Here is a 20,030-nt window from a genome sequence, read left to right as displayed (position 1 = left end):
CTTCAATGAAACTCGAAAAACCAAAATACAGATTTAGTACAACAAAAGCAATGGAAACTATTGTAGCAAAATTTGATAAACCTACTAAATATGGATTTCAAGATTGATCATATATTTATTCAAAGCCAAATGAAATAAACAACTACCTAAATGAATATGATAAAACAAATGATGACAACATTAAATTTGTTTTAATGGAAATGATTCTTCAGGCTATTGTTGATCAACCTAATGAAGGGCAACTAAGGAAATGTTGGACTAGTTCAGAAGAAAAATTACATAGAGACTTTGAAATACATCAATTTACTATATTCTATTGGATGGAATTAGATGAACATAATTTTGAAAACTGTAAACATTTAAGTCCGTTATTAGAAACATTATATAAGCAAAACAGTGAAAGAGTTACGACAGATAACAAGTGATATGAGATCAGACTTGCTATCGCTGCGTCCGCTCCATATCACCGATCCGTTGTGTACCATTTGAAAAACATGAAAGAATACAATATAAAAGAACCACTTATTGACTATCCATGGAAAATGGATGCTATTAGAATAATTAATTGGCTAAAGGAACAACCAAAAGAATATCGAGCTTTTGTATTCGATCTTTGTATGTCATTAGCATATATTGACAGTACCTCGGGCTTAGAACGTCATTTACAGACATGTCCATCTTGTCCAAGCGGATTTAATAGCCATATAGGTTTTATCAATTTATGTAGTCCATGCTACGAAAAAAATGGAACTTGGCAATATCAAAAAGCAACAAAGCCTCAATCAGGAGCATTGGGTAAACTGAGTAGTGAAATGATATTGAAATTCGTTGAAATTCTTTTTGATGAATTTACGGAAGTATACAGTATTGGAGGAACTGAAACAGCTGATGCACGATTAGTGCATAAAGATGGGAAAACAATACTTGCAGAAGTGAAATCAGCACCTTTACTAACTTTTCCATTATTAGTGAAATCAAATCAAGCTAGTGATAAACATTTGCCTTGTACTTTAACTTCTTCACAGTTCAGAGAACTAGAATCAGCAATTTATATGCATAACGGAGAAGCAATTCCCTTAGGCACAGTCAAATCAGACAATTGGCCATTCCAACCTGTTGCAGACTTTCTTACAAATAATGCAAATAAAGAAAGAATCATTAGCATGTCAAATATTTGGAATAAAGCTAGACTAGCCTATGAAAATAAGGATAGAAATTCACCTTTTTACTATTTAGCAAATGCTTCTGGTGGCCCACCTAAAATAGCAAAAGAGCGTGATGGTTGGCCTCAAAAAGAATCTATTAGTGACAGTAAGACTAGTGCTGGAATGGATCGAACAGATGATATCAAAAAAGGTATTTATCAGGTATTGAAGTTGGGAGTGATTAACAAAGACAATCCAAATATAGAGACCGCTCTTATTTCTAATTTACCAGCTTATAGACATAGAAAAGATTATGTTGACCCGTTTATCGAACTATTATGGAGTACGGAAAATAGTCTAGAAAAAAATGATGATTTTGAATATATTAAAAAAGATAATCTGAAGTATATTTTTGACCATTTAATAACTTTGGACTCTCCAATATTGAGATAAATGAAACAAGTAATGACTAACCATATAACTCGTGAATATTCAGGCATTGTTTTGGAGCGTTTCAAACACCTAAAAGAAGGTGGTAAAATGGGAGATTTACCAGAATATCTTCAACACGAAAGCTTTATTCGAAAGGGAGATAAAAAAACTGGCGGTCCAAATATGCGTCTTTATAGATTAGAGAACGCGATACCATCATTAACTGTAACCGCATATATATTCAATAAATTTGTTCATCCAACTGAAGACCGATATATAACTCCTAGGGAAGCGGCTTGTCTTCAAGACTTTCCTATAGATTGGGAATTTTGTGGCACATTGGGTCAAGTTCAAAAGCAGATAGGAAATGCAGTACCAATTAATTTAGCGAAAGCAGTAGCTACATCTGTTAAAGAATTCCTTATAAGTTCCAATTATTCTGGAAATATGAAAATTGCATCATTTTTTAGTGGTGCTGGAGGGCTTGATATTGGGTTTGAAAAAGCATCTGACGATATCCTGAATTTTGAGACTCTTTTCACTTCTGATATAGAAAAATGGTCAGAAATGACCATAAATTCAAATCGTCCAAACTGGAATTTCCTAAGAGAGGATATCAGGGAATTATCAAGTGAAGAAGTAAAACTTGCCATTGGATCCAATCCCGATATTGTTATTGGAGGACCACCATGCCAACCTTTTAGCGTTGCTGGTAAACAAAAAGCAACAAAAGACCCTCTGGGGAAACTATATTCGGACTTTATCTTACAGGTTAAAAACTTACAGCCCAAAATGGTGGTTATGGAAAATGTTTATGGCTTAACACAAGTTAAATCTGCAAACATGATTGAACTTATCAAAAAGTCCTATTCTGATATTGGCTACGAAGTAATTCATAAAGAATTAAATTCAGCAGATTATGGAACACCTCAAAAAAGAAGAAGGGTTTTTTTCGTAGCTTCTAAAAACTTGAATGGCTTTAAATTTCCCAATCCCACACATTTTAGTCAACCAAACCTTCTAGGTTTACCTCTTTATGTTGGCGCAGGAGAAGCTATTGCAACATTACCCAAACCAAAGCTAAAAAAACGGTACACAACAATGGTAACCGTTGCACAAGCCCCTAAAAAGTCAAAGGATAATCAATAATCTTGAGTTTAAGCCCTGATTTTCTAAAAGCATATATTCATAACTACCTCAATACAACTAGCGCTAAATTGCTTATTTTATGCCTTAAAAGGCATTTTAATCGAAAAATTATGGGCTAAATAGACTCCCACTTTACTTATTGGGTTTTTCTTGGTGAATTTCAGGTATTTCTTTAAGTTATAAGCAATAGCAGCCATGTGCATAATCTTGTTTGCTTGCTGGATTCCAATAGTATTAATTTTTCGAAGCCCCATAAATTGGGTAAGAGTCCCAAATACCGGCTCCACAGTACTCTGCCGTTTGGCTTTCATATAGCGCCCCTGTTTACTGTTTACTCTAGCTATGTTACGCTCATATTCCGCCCGGTAATAAGTAACCGTTATTCGTTTCTCCTGACTGCTCTTTAGGCATTCTTTACGCAGTGGACAACCGGTACATATCTTTTTACTGGCCCTGTATACCTTCTTTCTGGTTTTGGTTCTATGATCTAAAAACTCTTTGGTAAATGGGATTACGTTTCCTTTGGGACACAGATAATGATCTTCTGTTTCTATATACTGAAAACCATCCGGACCACCCTTATAGGTGCCGTGAGGCGGTATAAAACTTTTTATACCTTGACTTTCCAAAAATGCATAGTTCTCTCCACTACTATAACCGGTATCAGCTACACAGTTTTCCTAAATCATACCTTGCTTCCATAACCGCCTTTGTAAGCGCTTTACAATATCAGGTAGTTGCTGGTTATCCTTGCCGTCTGCATGGTAAGCTTTTATATCGGTAATGACGTGGTTGTTTGTATCTACGCTGAGTTGGCTTAAATAGTTCAGTTTTCTGGCCTTACCTGGCTTAACATTGATCCTTGCATCCGGATCTGTGGGGCTGTAATGAGTTTTATTGCTCGTATAACGACTTCCTTTGTTTCCAGCTCCCGGGCGCTGATCCTGATCTTTTGACCATCTTTTGTTCCTGGAAGTGATTCCTTGCAGTTCTTTCTCATTAGCAGTAATGATTCTTTGGTCTTTACTGGATTTATCCTGCTTTGCTTTTCTGAAGGTTTGTTTATCCCTTTTGCTGATATGGCGTACTTCTGCCAGGTGGGCATCCAGATCTTGGCTTGGGACTTTAAGCTCTAAACTATCCATGGAGGCATTGGCTTTTACAGGGGCGCTGTCAATAGCTTGGGTGTGACCACTGACCATACCTTTTTCCACACATAATTCAAGTACTTTAGTAAAAACCTCTTCAAATATGGACTCCGGAAATAACTGACGTGTTCTCGAGATAGTCGAATGCCAAGGAAGTTCTTCATCAATATCATACCCTAAAAAATAAAGAATATCCAGTCGCATACTGCAGTGATCAATAAGCTTGCGGTCACTTATGATATTCTCCAGATAACCTACCAAACAGAGTTTGAAGAAAACAACTGGATCAATACTTTTTTGACCGCTAGAACCATAAAACTTTGAAGTAAGATTGTATAAATAGTCCAGGTCCAAAGCCTCTTTGAGCCTGCGGTAGAAATTACCTTTGCCAACACGGTTACTAAGCTGGAAATTACTGAACAACTTCTCCTGATATATTTTCTTGCCTTGCATACTTCAAGATAAGAAATCTATCAACTAAACATATTAAACCAATGTTAGCTTTTTACTATCTTGTGCAACAAGCACAAAGTGTAAAAATGCATTAAAACGAATTTTATACAAAACGTTGTAACCAATTGAATGAAAATAATTTTAACATCCATAGGTACTCGAGGAGATATGGAGCCATTCTTAGCAATTGGTGAAATATTAAAAGCACATGGACATCAAGTTATTTGTCTTTTTCCTGAACAGTTTAGACATCTTGCTATAGATTCTGGATTTGAATTTGCTTCTTTGGGATCAAAGTTTATCGAATTATTAGATAGTTCTGCAGGTAGAATTGCAATGAGTGGAGGGAAATTTGGAATAAAAAAACTAAAAGCATATCGTAAACTCATTTCTATGCAACCAAAAGCAAATGAAGAAATAATAAAAAAACACGAAAGCTTTATAGAAGCGCAAAAACCCGATAGAATTATCCATCATTCAAAAGCAATATATCCTTTAGAGCATGTTTAAATAAGATTCTTATAAATTACCTTATTCTATTGAGAATGATTTGACAATTCTGCCATAATACCCAAGATTCTTGACTTTCCTTCGTTTTTTCATAGTCTTTATCGAGTCTTCTGAAGAAGTTGAAGATACCGAAAGTCCTTTCAGTTACCCATCTCCACTTCAAGGGAACAAAACCTTTTGTGGATGGGGGAGTTGATGATATCTTTACCTCAAGTCCAATTACATTTTCTTCAGCCCACCTCTTAAATATTGTTTTGTAGGCATGATCAGCTACTATTTTTTCCATCCTATCCAGGTACCCTAATAAAGGTTCCACAACTTTGTTGGCTACTACCCCATCAGCTTCATTGGCAGCCCCTACAACAACCCCCCAAACTAAACCTAACGTATCAGTAATTACGTGACGTTTACGGCCATTTACCTTTTTATTACCGTCAACCCCTTTTGACATACTTGTAAAAGGACCGGACTTTATGGATTGACTATCAATGGATAACAAGCTAGGTGTTGGTTCTTTCCCTTGTCGGTTCCGCTCCATTTTGTTAAGCTCAATATTTAATCTCTCTTGTGTCCCATCTTTTTGCCATTTGCGAAAGTAATAGTATACACTTTGCCATTTTGGAAAACTATCCGGGAGGTTACGCCACTGAGTACCTGTACGGAGTTGCCATAAAATAGCGTCTACAATATCCCGTAGTTTATAATGCCCCCGGGTTTTCTTAGGTAAAAATAATTCCATATATTCCCATTGCTGGGTAGTTAATCTGTTATATTTAGATTGCATAAACATTGTTGTTTTAGTCAACTACAAAGTTTAGACTATCCAGCTTTTTAACAAAAAAATTATCCGAAAATTTAGTTTAAACATGCTCTTACTTTGGAGTATAGAAAACAAAGGAAAAACTACCCTAATTAGCCCAGTACCATATATGCATTATGTGAAAGATCACCCTCACATTATTTTTCACAAAAATTTCGGAAAATTTATTAATAAATTAACCTATAGATTAGTCAACTTTGGTCTAGTTAAAAGCGTAACATATTCTCAAAAATGGCTAGCAAACAAAGATAGAAGAGCAACTGCCAAAAAAATCAAAAAAGCATTTTTAGACAACAGTGTTATATACACCATATCACCTTCTCTTTTTCAAAGACCTGAATATTGGAACGCTAACCTAAAAGTTTTAGGATTTCAGGAAAGAGATAAAACAAGAAATTGGACTCCATCAATTGAATTAGACAATTTCTTGCAGCAGCATTCTAAATTCGTTTTCATAACTTTTGGCAGTATGATTAATGATTGTCCTGAAAAGAAAACAGAAACGATACTTAAAATTCTTGAAAGCAATAAAATCGCTGCTATTATCAATACCTGTGCAGGAGGTATTATTCGTCCTAAAAATTACCCCAATCCCCTAATTCATTTTATGGAAAACATCCCTTATGATTGGATTTTTCCAAAAGCGCATTCAGTTATCCATCACGGTGGTTCTGGGACAACACACATGGCATTGAAATATGGCTGTGCCAATTTGATCATTCCCCATATAATTGACCAGTATGTTTGGAATAAAATTATTCACCAAAAAGGAGTTGGACCTTTGGGGATTGATATTAGTAAAATAACAATCAATAATCTCGAACCAAAAATAATTGATCTTATCAGCAATAAGAAGTACAAGGACAATGCAAAAAAAATGAGTATTGATATTCAAAAGGAAAACTTTAAAGATGAAATTTATAACTCAATAATAAATTAAAACTGGTTACAATACCAAGTATATATCATAGCAAGTTATAGTAATAAATTTGATGGTTCTCAAATATTTGCTTTGGCGTAAAAATTTTATGATGAAAAAGTTATAAAATCAACGCAGAATAAGTCGATGGCTTGGTAACATTTTGCTTTGCTACGACACATATTTATAACGTTGTATATAATTTAAAGAAACCTAAAGAACTAGCAATTCAAATAAAAACAAAGTGAGCATATTCTCTTATCATTTAATCGAACTTCCATTTTTTGAAGCAGTAAGGAGGATATTCTCAAGTCCAATTTCCAAAGACACTAAAGGACTTGTTCATTCCGAATACATGACTACAATGACTTTAGGTTCTTCCATCTTTTCACCTTCTAGAATTTTGATAGGACAAGTTGCTGTCTTTATACAATGGAAAAATGAAAATGCACTTGAATCCTATTTAAAACAAGACAATTTTGGAAGAACTTTAGCAAAAGGTTGGCATGTGCGTTTGTCTTTTATTAGAGAATGGGGAAAGTTTAGCGGATTTAATTTACCAAATGAAAAAGACCAATTAGAAAGTCCAAATTCTCCTGTTGTTGCTGTTACAATAGCAAGAATGAAACCTCTGGCAGTTCCTAGATTTATACATTGGGGAAAACCCGTCGAGAAGCTTGTCAAAGAGCACCCAGGAACTACTCTCTCCTTAGCCTCAGTTAAATTCCCTAACACAGTCTCAACCTTTTCAATTTGGAAATCTGAGAAAGAAATGACCGATATGGTGCATGGTTATAGTAAAGTGGAGAAACCAAAAAGGCATTCAAAGGCAATGCAAGAAAGGGAAAGAAAAGACTTTCATTTTGAGTTTATCACTCTTCGATTTAAGCCTTTAGCGGAGTTTGGAAAATGGAAAGGTAAGTCCAATTTTATTCCCATTCTTTAAACCTTATCTGTGGAGATGGGACTAGCTAGAAAAAATCAAAGCATTCAGGATTGGATTACTCAACAATGGGTGATACTGTTTGGACAGCGAATTGACAATAAAAACTATCAATGGCTTTTAGGACCGTTTGGCGGGATAAAAGGAATTGGGATTAAATTCGTTGACCAATTAGCTAAAGATGAGGATTCAGTCATTGATAGCCAAAGAAAAAATAAAGGACTACTTGATTCAATTCTAAATCTAGGACTGCCAGAAACTGAACTCAAAAGACTATCTCCAAACGTAATTGACTTCTATGAAAACACATCAAATTATGATCTGCTTCTAAAGGCAAAATGGAACCCATTTTTCAAAATTTTTGGAATCTTCATAAAAAATGTTTTTAGTAGGAGAATTGAACAACTGAATGTTCCGATAGAAAACTTAGAAGATGCATCAGGACTAACGAATGAAATTATAAAACTAGTCGATAAAAAGACAAATGTAATCAAAAGGACAATTTGGCTGAGGACTATTAAATCAACAGGTCAAGTTGTTTACTCAGGAGTTTATGAGACCTGCTCTTTACCAAACAAACGGATTTGTATCAAGGCTATTTTTCCTTTACCAAATGGAAATGCAACGGTGATATTGACTCCTAGAGTTGGTGAAAAAGGAGAACTCATTTTAGATTCTTCGGGACAAAGAATTGGAGATAGTGGATTTTATTTTTTACTTAAAGATTCAAAAGATCAGTTATGGACTAAATTTATCAGATCTTTTAAGGACAAATTGGTAGTAAAAAGCTTAAATGATAGAATTACCGCAACACAAACTTTGACTTTATGGAATTTAAAAGTTCTTAAATTTGAATATGAAATAAAAAAAACTGCACACAACAAAACCTTAGAGCAATAGCGCTTTGTGGTATACTACCTCTCATAGCCAAACAGTTGTAGTGCATTGTGAAAAAATAAATGATGAGAATAATATATTGCGATAGTGTATTTGATAATAAAATAATCGAGCCTGATTATGAAGAAGAAAAGAAATCTGCTATTAATGTTGGATTTGACTTTTCTTTAATCAGTTTTGAAGAATTGACAGATGGAAATATTGCTACGGCTCTAAAATTTATAAAAGAAGTCGAACGCAAAGAATTTGGAATCTATCGAGGGTGGATGCTTACTCTAACTCAATACCAGAATCTTTATAATGGACTTTTAAGAAAGAATATCGAGTTAATAAATTCTCCAGCCGAGTATAAGCATTGCCATTACTTACCAGAATCATACAATAAAATAGAATCAAAAACTCCTAAATCTAATTGGACAAGGGAATTGAATGAAGATTCAATACTAAAATTGACTAGTGAATTTGGAGACAGTTCAATAATCGTCAAAGACTATGTAAAATCCGAAAAACATAACTGGGAAGAAGCTTGCTTTATTCCAGACGCATCTAATTCGGACAAAGTAAAATCTATTGTTAGCAAATTCATTGAATTAAGAGGAGATTCTCTAAATGAAGGATTGGTATTTAGACAATTTGAAGAACTTGAATATTTAGCTGAGCACTCAAAAAGTGGAATGCCTTTAACAAAAGAGTTTAGAATCTTTTTTGCAAATAAGAAAATAGTTAAAGTATTTGATTACTGGGACGAAGGAGATTATGGAGAAACAAAACCTGAACTTGATAATTTTATAGAAATAGCTCAGAAAATTGATAGTAGTTTCTTCACAATGGACGTTGCTAAAAAGAAAAACGGAGAATGGATCATTATGGAACTTGGAGACGGACAAGTTGCTGGATTACCTGATAATGCCGACAAAAATGAATTTTATAATAGATTAAAAGAAAACACACTGAAACAATTTTTATAGTTCATTTGTTCCCTTCGGGAAGCAAACGCAACATACAACAGAAGCTAACAATAATTAATAAAACACCTCCAAAATTCTTTACCAAAATCATTTTTTAACATAATAATTTGCGTAACTAAATGATTACATTTATATTCGTAACCGAACAGTTACACTTACAATGAGAAGAGATGTTTTTCAAGCAATTGCGGACCCAGTCAGACGAGACATTATTGAATTGCTTGCTACCGAAACTTTAAGCGTAAATGAAGTTGCAGAAAAGTTTGAAATCAGTAGACCTGCAATTTCTAAACATTTAAAAATTTTAAACGAATGCGGAATAATTGATTTTAACCAAATTGGTAGAGAGCGTTTATGTTTAATTCAACCACAGAAACTAATCCCTGCTTTTTTGTGGATAAAACAGTACAATAAATTATGGGAAGACAGAATAGACTCCTTTGAAAATTACATTAATCAAATAAAAACAAAAAACGATAAAAAATGAGCGATTTAGCAAACAGAACTCTAACAATAGAGAAAACATTTAATGCACCTATACAATTAGTTTGGGATGCTTGGACACAATCTGAACACATTCTAAAATGGTGGGCTCCAAATGGAATGGAAATCAAAGTAATTCAGCATGATTTTAAAGTTGGAGGAAAATGGAAATACTCAATGCCAATGCCTAACGGAAACGAATTTATATCGGAAGGGAAATATAAAGAAATTGAAGAATTTAAAAAAATAATTACTTCTGCGGACTTTAAACCTATGACCGAAAACGTAGAATTACAAACCTACTTTGAAGCAGATGGAGATAAAACCAAGTTTACTTTTAGTGTTGTTCACGCAACACCTGAATATTGTAAACAACAAGAAGAAATGGGATTCTATAACGGTTGGGGTTCAGCTTTGGATAGGTTAGAAAAGTTTTTAGAAACATTGAATTAACAAAAATGAAATTAAGGACTAAAAAAACCTTTTACTTCGTTTCAACCAGCTTGCTTACACTTATGATATTGGCAACTATTAGTAATAGTATATTCAATACTGAATTTGCAACAAGGTTTTCAGAAATAAGCTTTTCATTTAACTAATATTTCCCCTAATAATAGCAAAACTTTAGGGTTAATCGCCATATGGACAAATAAATCTGAAGTTTTGAAAGAATGGACATATAGCGGTTTTCTCTTTCTTTTCTTATTGGCTTTTATTGCAGAATTAAATGCTCCGGTTCATGACCATATTTCTCCACCATTGGTTATGTTATTATTAATAACTTCATACACTTTTTGGAAAAAGAAATAAATAACTGTTGCTAATAAATTGTGTAAGCAATAGCGGTTTAAGTGTAAACTTGAATTGTTTTTGTATTTTAATAAGTATCTTGTTGGCTGACAGTTTAGTGACTTTAAATGCCCTACTGCTCATAGACAAAACGTTGGCAATAATTAGAATAAGAGACAATGCAAAATATTATTATTTTACTGCTAGTAATAATCTCCCAAGCCCATACCTATTCACAAAACTTAACAAAAGAGAAAATTAAAACAATTATCTACTCTATTCCTGAATTAATTGAAAGTAATTATGTAGATAAAGAAAAGGGGAAGCAAATAGCGATTGATTTTAAGCATGAAATGAATTCTGGTAAGTATTATTCAATCAGAAATTCTGACACTTTAGTTAATGTACTCTCTAAAGATTTAAAAAGAATAAGTAAAGATGGTCATATGTATATAAATCATCTAAAGGCAAGTGATACTAAAACAGCAGGAACTAAAGATTGGGAAGCACAGGAAAAAGCACTTGAAATAAAACTCAACTATGGTTTTACAGAAATCCAAATTTTAGAGAACAATACTGGGTACATTAAAATAGTGGAGTTCATGCAGCCAAAACGTTCTATGCAAACTGCAGTTGCTGCTATGAAAATGGTAGAGAATACAGAAAATTTAATCATCGACATTCGTGATAATGGCGGGGGTTATCCAGGTGTCTTAGAATATATTATAAATCATTATTTTGATGGCCCGCCAACATTACTTTCTACAACTTACTTTTCGGATCCTAAAATGACGGCATATACCAAATACACATCGGATTTGGTATATGGAAAATTAAGAATTGGAAAACCATTATATATTTTGATAAATGGAAATACAGGTTCTGCCTCAGAATATTTTGCCTATACCTTACAAGCTTTTGGAAAAGCCATAATCATCGGAGAAAAATCAGCTGGTTCAGCACATAATAATGAATATTTTTCCTTATCCGATAATTTTAGAATTTCTATTTCAACGGCAATGCCGGTGAATGAAATAACAAAAACAAATTGGGAGCGAAAAGGAGTAATACCTGATGTGAATGTTAAGAGTGAAAGTGCTAAGAAAAAAGCAATCGAAATAATTTTAAATAAAAAATAACTATTGTTAATAAAGTGTATAAAATATAGCTAGTTAGGTGTTTAATTGAAATTTTCCTGTATTATTTGTAAAGACCGCTAAATTTTTAATTTAAATGTAAAACTGGAAAATTAAAGCTAAATATAAAAATTAGGCGCAGTGTATAGTCAGAAATGTTAGATCCTATTTACACGCTAAATTTCATAAACAAGTCCGTTATGTGTCATTTCCAGAATACCTAAGAACAAATATGAAAGCAGTAGTTTATGAAAAATATGGTCCGCCAAAAGTCCTTAAACTAAAGAGTATAGAAAAACCCAAACCTAAAGAAGATGAGGTTCTAGTAAAAATATATGCAGCCACGGTTACTTCGGGAGATGTTAGACTTCGAAGCTCTGATTTTCCACCTTTCTTTTGGCTTCCTGCAAGGTTAATTTTTGGACTTTTCAAACCTAAGAAGAGAATTTTAGGACATGAATTATCTGGAATAGTTGAAGAAGTTGGAAAAAACGTCACTGAATTTAACGTGGGAGATAGTGTATTTGGGACAACTACAATGTTGAATACAGGTTCGTATGCTGAATATATATGCCTGCCGAAAAAATGGAAACATGGTGTGATTGCATTAAAACCAGAGAATTTGAGTTATCATGAGGCTGCCGCATTACCAATTGGAGCAATGACTGCTATGTACCTTTTAGAAAAAGCCAATTTGAAAAACGGACAAAACGTTTTAATTTATGGAGCTTCCGGAAGCGTTGGAAGCTATGCTGTACAATTTGCGAATCAAAAAGGTTCAATAGTAACAGGTGTATGTAGCACCTCGAATTTTAAGATGGTAAAATCATTAGGTGCTGTAAGTTTAATAAATTATAAAAAAGATGACTATTATAAAGGCAATGAAAAATTCGATATAATCTTCGATGCTGTTGGAAAAACATCAAAAGCAAAAGCAAAAAAGGTTCTTAAAACCGGAGGCACTTTCGTTTCAGTTAAAATGCTAACAAAAGAAAAAGATGAACATCTTAAGCTGATAAAAGTTATGGCTGAAAAAGGAGAATTAAAATCTTTTATCGACAAATCCTTTAAACTTGATGAAATAGTAAAAGCTCACGAATATGTTGACAAAGGGCGAAAAAGGGGAAATGTGATAATTAATATATTACAATAAACGAACATATACCAATGGCTACGAGTAATTGCTTGTTCTCGAATACTTACGAAAGTCTTTACGGACCTTCTATTTATGATCTATTTGCTAACTTTAGTACTTAAACCACACAACTAATCTTGTACAACACTTTTAGCACCAATCATAAAAAATGACAAAAATAGAAACCTATATAGTTGATTCTTTTACCGACAAACCGTTTAAAGGAAACCCTGCTGGAGTTTGTCTTTTAAGTCAGAAAATGACAGATGAGCAAATGTTAGCTATCGCAAAAGAATTAGGGCTTTCTGAAACGGCTTTCATAAAGCTAATAGATCAACCTAATAAATATTCCATAAGATACTTTTCTCCAGTAATGGAAATTCCACTCTGCGGACATGCAACTCTCGCATCCTCAAAAGTTCTTTTTGAAATTAATCCCGAGATAAATGATATTCACTTCAAGAATATTCAGGGTTTGGATTTAATGGTTAAAAAATTTCAAGAAAAAATCGAGATGGAATTTCCTGTATATGATACAATGCCTCAAAATGCTCCTGACGAATTATTAAAAGCACTTGGAATAGAAAGAATCGTAAATAGTGAGTTTAATAAAGAAACAAACATTTTACTGATTGAGATAGAAAGCTGTCTGCTTTTAAACAATCTCACACCTAATTTTGAAAAGTTAAAAGCTTCTCATGATTCTATTAACGGCGTGCTGGTTACTGCAATATCCGATAAGAATAACTTTGACTTTGAATCAAGATATTTTTGGCCTTGGAGTGGAACGAATGAAGACCCTGTAACTGGAGGAACTCACACTTTTTTAGCAAAATATTGGTCTGAAAGGTTGAATAAAAAAAGAATGAAATCTTTTCAATGTTCTGAAAGAACTGGTTTCATGGAAGTTGAATTGATTAATGATAGCAAATTGACAATAAAAAGTGAAGCACAAATAATTTTAAAAGGAGAACTGAGAATATAAAGACGTAGGCTTATAATCCATATAAAATATAGGATTTGTGCTAAACCAAACTGGTTGTTACTATTAATAAGGTTCGCTATATATAAAATTTGGCGTTCACAGTGAAAAATTTAAGAATAATATGTTTATCTAATTATATAACAAACCAAAATGACAATAATTATGGCCCGCCCTACATTCTTTACACTAACCGTTAATCAGAATTAAATGATAACTGTAGAATTAGGAAATATAAAATTAGAAATTGATCGAATTGCAACTGAAAAATTCTATAAATCTCAAAGCGGATTTATATGCGACTGTCCGGATTGCGTAAATTATGTAAATAAAATTTCTAAGGTACAATCCGACCTAAACGGACTTGAAAAGCAACTTGGAATTGATTTGACCAAAGATGTCGGACAAGGAATGGACGAATTCATGCCACACGATTATGACAATCATCATTTATATGTAATCCCATATTATGTTATTGGAAAATTGTACATGAATAAGAAAGAATTAGATAAAGAAAACTCTAAACTATTTTGGCGGAATATAAAACGTGCTGAAAAGAGACTTACCAATAATATTACGTTAACAATTATAAATACGACTGATAATATTAAAATAGAAAAAGCAGAAAATATTTTGACTATTTGGCTGGAATTTAAAACGGAATTAATTGAAAAATAAATTATGGTTAACACGGTAGGTAAATAAAACATAGCTAATTATTGCTAAACCGAAAGATTTGTTTTTATTTACGAAGACCGCTAAATTTCTTATTTGAATTTAGAACTGAAAGTTAAAAAAAGTATCATAATTAAGCTCTATATTAATTCGAAAGGTTACTATCTTTTAGTTTACTACTACTACTCATGCACAAGCCTATTATGCACAATAAAATCACCTAAAAAGATAAATCCTTTTATAACAGATTAGAAAAATTGGTAAATAAAGAAATTATAGAATTAAGAAAAGAGTTACACAAATATCCGGAATTATCGGGTTCTGAATTTGAAACTGCTAAAAGAATACGGAATTTTGTTGAAGAACATCACCCCACAAAAATTATTGAAAAAATTGGAGGAACTGGATTAGCTGCTATTTATGAATTTCCGCAAAAAGGAAACACTATTACTATCCGTTGCGAACTAGATGCATTGCCCATTCAAGAGGATAATCAGTTTGAACATCAATCGCTGCACAATGGTATATCTCATAAATGTGGACATGATGGGCATATGGCAATGGTAGCAGGTTTAATTTTCTGGCTTAGAGACCAATCTTTTAATTCCGGAAAATTAATACTACTATTTCAACCATCAGAAGAAAACGGTAAAGGAGCTGAAAGAGTAATTAAGGATAAAAAATTTAAAGAACTTAATACTGATTATATTTTTGCTCTTCATAATATTCCGCAAGCACCTTTCAACTCTGTTATTACAATGAATAAAGGATTTTCTGCTGAAGTGCAAAGTTTTATCATAACTCTTAATGGAAAAGAGTCACATGCAGCAGAACCAGAAAACGGAATTAATCCAAGTTTAGCGATTGCTAAATTTATAAACGCCGTATCCAAATTGAATAATAATAATCCACTTGATGACCATTTTTCTGTTTTGACCTGTGTACATATAAACATGGGACAAAAATCTTATGGGATTTCACCTTCAAATGGAGAATTACATTATACTATCAGAACATGGGGTACAAAAGAATTGAACTTGTTAAAATCTAGAATATTGACAATTCTAAAAGATACTTGTATAAGTCATAATCTAGAGTATAAAATAGAATGGCTTGAATACTTTCCTGCAAGCAGAAATAATAGTGAATGTAACCAACAGGTAATTAAAGCAGCTCAAAAAAACAAATTTAAAATAATTGAAAGACCGTATCCATTTAAGTTTGGGGAGGACTTCGGGTGGTTTACCACTCACTACAAAACTGCAATGTTTGGATTAGGCGCAGGTATGAATACTCCAGCTTTGCATAATTCCAATTATGATTTTCCGGATGAATTAATAGAGACAGGAATTGATATGTTCAAAGAAATTATAACTAACGTATTGTCTCAGTAAAACAAAAAATTACAAACTGTATTACGTTATAAGATAATGCCTACAAAGGATACAGACGATCCGTTGAGTATAAAAAAGACATCGTGATTAAAACAAAAGACATATTTCAAAATGAAAAATTAAGGTGCGGAGGATTTTATGAATTGTGCATTCAAGTTTGTCCGAGTCTAGATATGGAACCAATAAAACGATATACTGATTTTATTAAATCACTCGAAAACGTTGATGGACCATTTAACAAAAATTTCGAGGTAACCGATATTAAAATTGAAAATTTTGAACATGAATGGATTTTAAATCTAGACAATTATTCAATTCCATTTAAGACATTCCATATTCACGAAACTGAGTCGATTGAAACTGGATTTAACTGGTTTGATGTTTGTTTTTATACATCAACCATAGAAGAAATTTTCGGAGCGGAATATCAAACATGGAATGAAAATCCAAAATATCCCACAGAACTAACGGAATTCTTAAGAAAAACGATGTTTGATTTAAACGGAATTTATAAATTTCAAATGGCGATGATTGACTTTGAGATTTCCGGACAATATTATTTAGCAGATTTAAATACTAATTTTAATAATTGGACGAACTCGAATTTCTTTGTGAATGAAAAAGATGCTCACCTGATTTCGGAGCGAAATAAAACAGTAGTCGAAATCATAGCGGATAATGGCACTCAATAGCAACATATATCGCTCATAGGTAATTAGTTTCTTAATCGAAGTTAAAGCAAGATGAACTTATGGAATGGATTCAAAAGCAGACAGAATAATAACCACGCTTAACAATGGTAAAAGAATAGAAATTATAACAATATTTAATACATATAAAACCTTAAAAAGTTAGAAAAGAGTCTAAAATAAACGCTTTCTTCATGACTCATTTTACATTAATTTCTACCCTTATATTAATACCACAAAACAAAAATTTTACACGCATAACACTTTAATAATAACTTCCTAAAGTTTTAGTGAACTCTACAAAACGCAGGCGTAACACGCTTCTTATACTTTTACTTCATTAAAATTTCACTACTAATTTAAAACTCAAAATATGAAGTATGTTACGCGTCTTACGCTAAAAGTATTAGGGAAAACCTGGTTACGAGCTGCCAAAATCAGTATGTTGTCTTCAATCCCAATGATGGCTCAAACCCATCAGATAGAAGAAGCTAATACTACTAAATTTCAACTAAAACAAGATCAAAATTTTAGTCAAAACTACTTTTCTAAAAGTTTAGGAAAATCTTTCTTTAACTTCGGAGATATTTTGGTTTCCCGTGCCGTATTACCCGCTAATACCTTTGCTACCGGACCCACTTCCGGACGTTATTTGGGTACGGATACTATCAATAAACAACCCGTCCCTTTTATAGATAAGCAACCGGTACAGGGCTTTTCATCGGTATTGAATAACTTTGATGGTACTTTTATCGCTCTTTCGGATAATGGCTTCGGAAGTATGGAAAATTCTGCCGGTTATAATCTTAGGTTATATACCATCAAACCTAATTTTAAATCGGTAATAAACAAAAACCAGGGAGATATCGAAGTTCTTAATTTTATCGAATTAAAAGATCCAAATAATTTAATTCCTTTTGCTATCACTAATGAATTTTCTGCGGAAAGAATCTTAACCGGAGCTGATTTTGATATCGAATCTATTCAACAAACCGCAAATGGGGATTATTGGATCGGAGATGAATTCGGTCCTTTTCTTCTTCAGTTTGACCGTAATGGTATTTTATTGAGTGCTCCTATCCCCCTTCCAAATGTTTCCGAAGAAGGTGGTGAATTAAGATCGCCTCAAAATCCGTTTAATGAAGAATCCAGTGCTTTACGTATCATGAATGCCATGCGATCACATGCTGCACAATTTGGAAGTAAACCTCCGGTAATGTCCCCCTGGTTTGTAATGTTAGACGATAATAATGAAGCTACCTTCGTAGCAGATCGTAAAAATCCAACCGAAGAACTTACCGAAGCCTCCAGTGCTATTTTTAACATATCTTCCTTAAATCGTGGCGGACATGATGTAGTAGTATACACCGTTAATGATTCCGTAAATATGAACTTACTAATGAATTTGGGAGTACAGGGAATTATCTCGGATAGTCCGGATGTGTTATTAGCTGCAGTACGCAATTTTGATGGGGATCAGGACGGAAAAGCAGATTTCCTTACCAGTGAAGGTTTAATTGATATCACCAAGTTTGACGCACAGGGACACCGCGGAGCGCGTAATTTACGTCCTGAGAATACCTTACCTTCTATGGAAGCAGCATTGGATAATCTCATGCCAACTCTGGAAACAGATTGCGGAATTACCCGTGATTCCATACCGGTATTGGATCATGACCCGCATATTGAAGCAGCAAAAGTGCGAAGAATTGACAGTATGCCTTATGTTTATGAAGATGAAGTATTGGTAAAAGATTTGACTTTAGCTGAAATTCAGAACACCTTTATCGCAGATAGATTACTGGACGGACGTCCGTTACAAAGTAATGATTTGGATTTATCCCCGGTATCCGTTGCGTTTACCGAACGATTCGGATTACCGCATCCCTACGTAATGCCCTCACTACAGCAGCTTTTTGATTTTGTAAGGTCTTACGTGAGGTATTATAAGTACGGTGAAGGTAAGTCGCATCCTGAAGCAAGCCTACGATGGAAAAACGCTGCGCAAGTACGTTATAATATAGAAACTAAAATTAATCCGCGTACAGATACAGATGACCGGGGAGATGTTTTTGCCGAAAGAACCTTATCCCCTGAAGTTTTTACCCAAAAGATTGTAGAAACTATTATTGCTAATAAATTAGAAGACCGAGCTGATATCCAGAGTTTTGATTTTAGGACTTTGTTGCTTGCACATCAAAACTATCCATCCATTCGAACGGTTTGCTTATTCGGGGATTTCCCAAAAGTGGGGACTTCTGGTGATGGAACCAATTTACAAGATCAAAATGGTGAGAACACACCCTGGTTAGCCGGTATGTACTGGCCATATCGTAGTACCCAATTAAATCATCCGTTTTTAGTAAAAAGAAGCGGTGGATTTGAAGGAATGGCCATCGATATAAAAGGAGAAAAACTGTATCCGCTTTTAGAAAAACCTCTGGAAAACGCTGAAAACAAGAACTTGCTTATCCATGAATTTGATATTCGTTCAAAAGCGTATAGCCAAAATATTTTTGAATACCCACTTAACGAAAAAGCTACCGCTATCGGGGATTTTGTATTATTCAGTGATAACCGTGGGGTAATTATAGAAAGAGATGATTCACAGGGTGACTTGAATGGCTTTAAGGCGGTATACGAAGTTCAGTTTAACAAAGGTGAAAAAGAAGTGGCCAAACAGCTAAACCTTGACCTATTAAATATGAATGATTTTGCTAAACTGTCCGTTCCGGGTTTACCGGGTGACGTAGGTATTGGTAGAGAATTTGCTTTTCCTTTTGTGACCATAGAGAGTGTAGTTGTCTTTAACCCTTTCCTGGTAGGAATTGTAAATGATAATAATTATCCGTTTAGCGTAGGCCGACATGTAGGTACCTCCTTACCAGATGATAACGAATTTATTTTAGTTTGGCTTGACCAACCTTTAGGCACCACCTGGAAAAAGAATGCAAAAGAATTATATCAAATCATAGACAAAAACCTAAAAGTATATCCTAACACCTTTACAGATAAAGTATCCTTTGAACTAAGTGCTCAGGAGCCTACTAAAGCTAACATTACTATCTACAATATCAACGGACAATTGGTAAAAACTTTAGAAGAAACCGTAGATAGTTTTGGACATACGGTTCACTGGAATTTAGCACAAGCTAATACTCAACAAATTCCTTCCGGAGTTTATATTGCTGTAATAGAAATGAACGGTGCGTTTTATAAAAGAAAATTAATTAAAGAATGATATAAATATTGATTATGTAAATTAGCCTGATGAGGCTGTTTGAAAAGCTGTAATTGTCATTCTAACTATAATTAGTACCTTTCTAAATTAAGGAAACTAATTTACAGTAACATCTGTTTGAC

At 33.6% G+C, this 20,030-nt stretch carries 19 protein-coding genes and 1 pseudogene; 17 read left to right on the top strand and 3 right to left on the bottom strand.

What is annotated here, in order from left to right; genetic code table 11:
• Positions 1 to 200 precede the first annotated feature (200 nt).
• The 3 genes from NBT05_RS11985 to dcm all read left to right on the top strand — a co-directional run bounded on the left by NBT05_RS11985 (position 201) and on the right by dcm (position 2,726).
• Positions 201 to 425: a hypothetical protein gene (locus NBT05_RS11985; protein ID WP_265770089.1), complete on the top strand. Its 225-nt coding sequence runs from the start codon at positions 201 to 203 to the stop codon at positions 423 to 425.
• 69 nt (positions 426 to 494) lie between these two features.
• On the top strand, positions 495 to 1,598 hold the full coding sequence (locus NBT05_RS11980; RefSeq protein WP_265770088.1) for a hypothetical protein: 1,104 nt from the start codon (positions 495 to 497) through the stop codon (positions 1,596 to 1,598).
• Positions 1,599 to 2,726, top strand: coding sequence for a DNA (cytosine-5-)-methyltransferase (gene dcm, locus NBT05_RS11975; RefSeq protein WP_265770087.1), 1,128 nt, complete (start codon positions 1,599 to 1,601; stop codon positions 2,724 to 2,726).
• Between the two features lie 77 nt (positions 2,727 to 2,803).
• On the opposite strand, the pseudogene NBT05_RS11970 reads toward dcm, so the two are convergent.
• Together NBT05_RS11970 and NBT05_RS11965 are read right to left on the bottom strand one after the other, a co-directional pair.
• Positions 2,804 to 3,388: pseudogene (locus NBT05_RS11970) on the bottom strand (transposase); the annotation flags it as partial.
• Between the two features lie 18 nt (positions 3,389 to 3,406).
• Positions 3,407 to 4,327 carry a transposase gene (locus tag NBT05_RS11965; RefSeq protein WP_265770086.1) on the bottom strand — a complete coding sequence of 307 codons (921 nt, stop codon included), beginning with the start codon at positions 4,325 to 4,327 and terminating at the stop codon, positions 3,407 to 3,409.
• Between the two features lie 129 nt (positions 4,328 to 4,456).
• Here NBT05_RS11965 and NBT05_RS11960 point away from each other — a divergent pair, with 129 nt between their 5' ends.
• Positions 4,457 to 4,837 (top strand): glycosyltransferase, encoded by a 381-nt coding sequence (locus NBT05_RS11960; protein ID WP_265770085.1) that lies wholly within the window; start codon positions 4,457 to 4,459, stop codon positions 4,835 to 4,837.
• Between the two features lie 16 nt (positions 4,838 to 4,853).
• Here NBT05_RS11960 and NBT05_RS11955 read toward each other — a convergent pair whose 3' ends face one another.
• Entirely contained in the window at positions 4,854 to 5,621 is a 768-nt protein-coding gene (locus NBT05_RS11955) for an IS5 family transposase (protein WP_265770084.1), read from the bottom strand.
• Positions 5,622 to 5,703: 82 nt separating this feature from the next.
• Here NBT05_RS11955 and NBT05_RS11950 point away from each other — a divergent pair, with 82 nt between their 5' ends.
• From NBT05_RS11950 to NBT05_RS11890, 13 genes are all read left to right on the top strand, one after another.
• Positions 5,704 to 6,597, top strand: a complete 894-nt coding sequence (locus tag NBT05_RS11950) for a nucleotide disphospho-sugar-binding domain-containing protein (protein ID WP_265770083.1) — start codon at positions 5,704 to 5,706, stop codon at positions 6,595 to 6,597.
• 223 nt (positions 6,598 to 6,820) lie between these two features.
• Positions 6,821 to 7,522 (top strand): hypothetical protein, encoded by a 702-nt coding sequence (locus NBT05_RS11945; RefSeq protein ID WP_265770082.1) that lies wholly within the window; start codon positions 6,821 to 6,823, stop codon positions 7,520 to 7,522.
• Positions 7,523 to 7,537: 15 nt separating this feature from the next.
• Positions 7,538 to 8,419, top strand: a complete 882-nt coding sequence (locus NBT05_RS11940) for a hypothetical protein (protein ID WP_265770081.1) — start codon at positions 7,538 to 7,540, stop codon at positions 8,417 to 8,419.
• Positions 8,420 to 8,478: 59 nt separating this feature from the next.
• Entirely contained in the window at positions 8,479 to 9,384 is a 906-nt protein-coding gene (locus tag NBT05_RS11935; protein ID WP_265770080.1) for an ATP-grasp domain-containing protein, read from the top strand.
• Positions 9,385 to 9,544: 160 nt separating this feature from the next.
• The gene (locus tag NBT05_RS11930) at positions 9,545 to 9,871 is read left to right on the top strand and encodes an ArsR/SmtB family transcription factor (RefSeq protein ID WP_265770079.1); all 327 of its coding nucleotides are present in this window, start codon (positions 9,545 to 9,547) and stop codon (positions 9,869 to 9,871) included.
• On the top strand, positions 9,868 to 10,320 hold the full coding sequence (locus tag NBT05_RS11925; RefSeq protein WP_265770078.1) for an SRPBCC family protein: 453 nt from the start codon (positions 9,868 to 9,870) through the stop codon (positions 10,318 to 10,320). The genes NBT05_RS11930 and NBT05_RS11925 overlap by 4 nt, the downstream gene beginning before the upstream one ends.
• A gap of 515 nt (positions 10,321 to 10,835) precedes the next feature.
• On the top strand, positions 10,836 to 11,795 hold the full coding sequence (locus NBT05_RS11920; protein ID WP_265770077.1) for a S41 family peptidase: 960 nt from the start codon (positions 10,836 to 10,838) through the stop codon (positions 11,793 to 11,795).
• Positions 11,796 to 12,024: 229 nt separating this feature from the next.
• Entirely contained in the window at positions 12,025 to 12,945 is a 921-nt protein-coding gene (locus NBT05_RS11915) for an NAD(P)-dependent alcohol dehydrogenase (protein WP_265770076.1), read from the top strand.
• A gap of 151 nt (positions 12,946 to 13,096) precedes the next feature.
• Entirely contained in the window at positions 13,097 to 13,912 is an 816-nt protein-coding gene (locus NBT05_RS11910) for a PhzF family phenazine biosynthesis protein (RefSeq protein ID WP_265770075.1), read from the top strand.
• Positions 13,913 to 14,119: 207 nt separating this feature from the next.
• Positions 14,120 to 14,587 carry a hypothetical protein gene (locus NBT05_RS11905; RefSeq protein WP_265770074.1) on the top strand — a complete coding sequence of 156 codons (468 nt, stop codon included), beginning with the start codon at positions 14,120 to 14,122 and terminating at the stop codon, positions 14,585 to 14,587.
• 254 nt (positions 14,588 to 14,841) lie between these two features.
• Positions 14,842 to 15,978 (top strand): amidohydrolase, encoded by a 1,137-nt coding sequence (locus NBT05_RS11900; RefSeq protein ID WP_265770073.1) that lies wholly within the window; start codon positions 14,842 to 14,844, stop codon positions 15,976 to 15,978.
• 83 nt (positions 15,979 to 16,061) lie between these two features.
• Complete coding sequence (locus NBT05_RS11895) at positions 16,062 to 16,670, top strand: hypothetical protein (protein ID WP_265770072.1); 609 nt, start codon at positions 16,062 to 16,064, stop codon at positions 16,668 to 16,670.
• Positions 16,671 to 17,040: 370 nt separating this feature from the next.
• On the top strand, positions 17,041 to 19,908 hold the full coding sequence (locus NBT05_RS11890; RefSeq protein WP_265770071.1) for an esterase-like activity of phytase family protein: 2,868 nt from the start codon (positions 17,041 to 17,043) through the stop codon (positions 19,906 to 19,908).
• Positions 19,909 to 20,030: the final 122 nt, after the last annotated feature.

The sequence above is a fragment of the Aquimarina sp. ERC-38 genome (genome assembly GCF_026222555.1).
Taxonomy (GTDB): domain Bacteria; phylum Bacteroidota; class Bacteroidia; order Flavobacteriales; family Flavobacteriaceae; genus Aquimarina.
The sequence above is the reverse complement of the archived record's forward strand: the minus strand, read 5'-3'. Positions and strand labels throughout refer to the sequence as shown.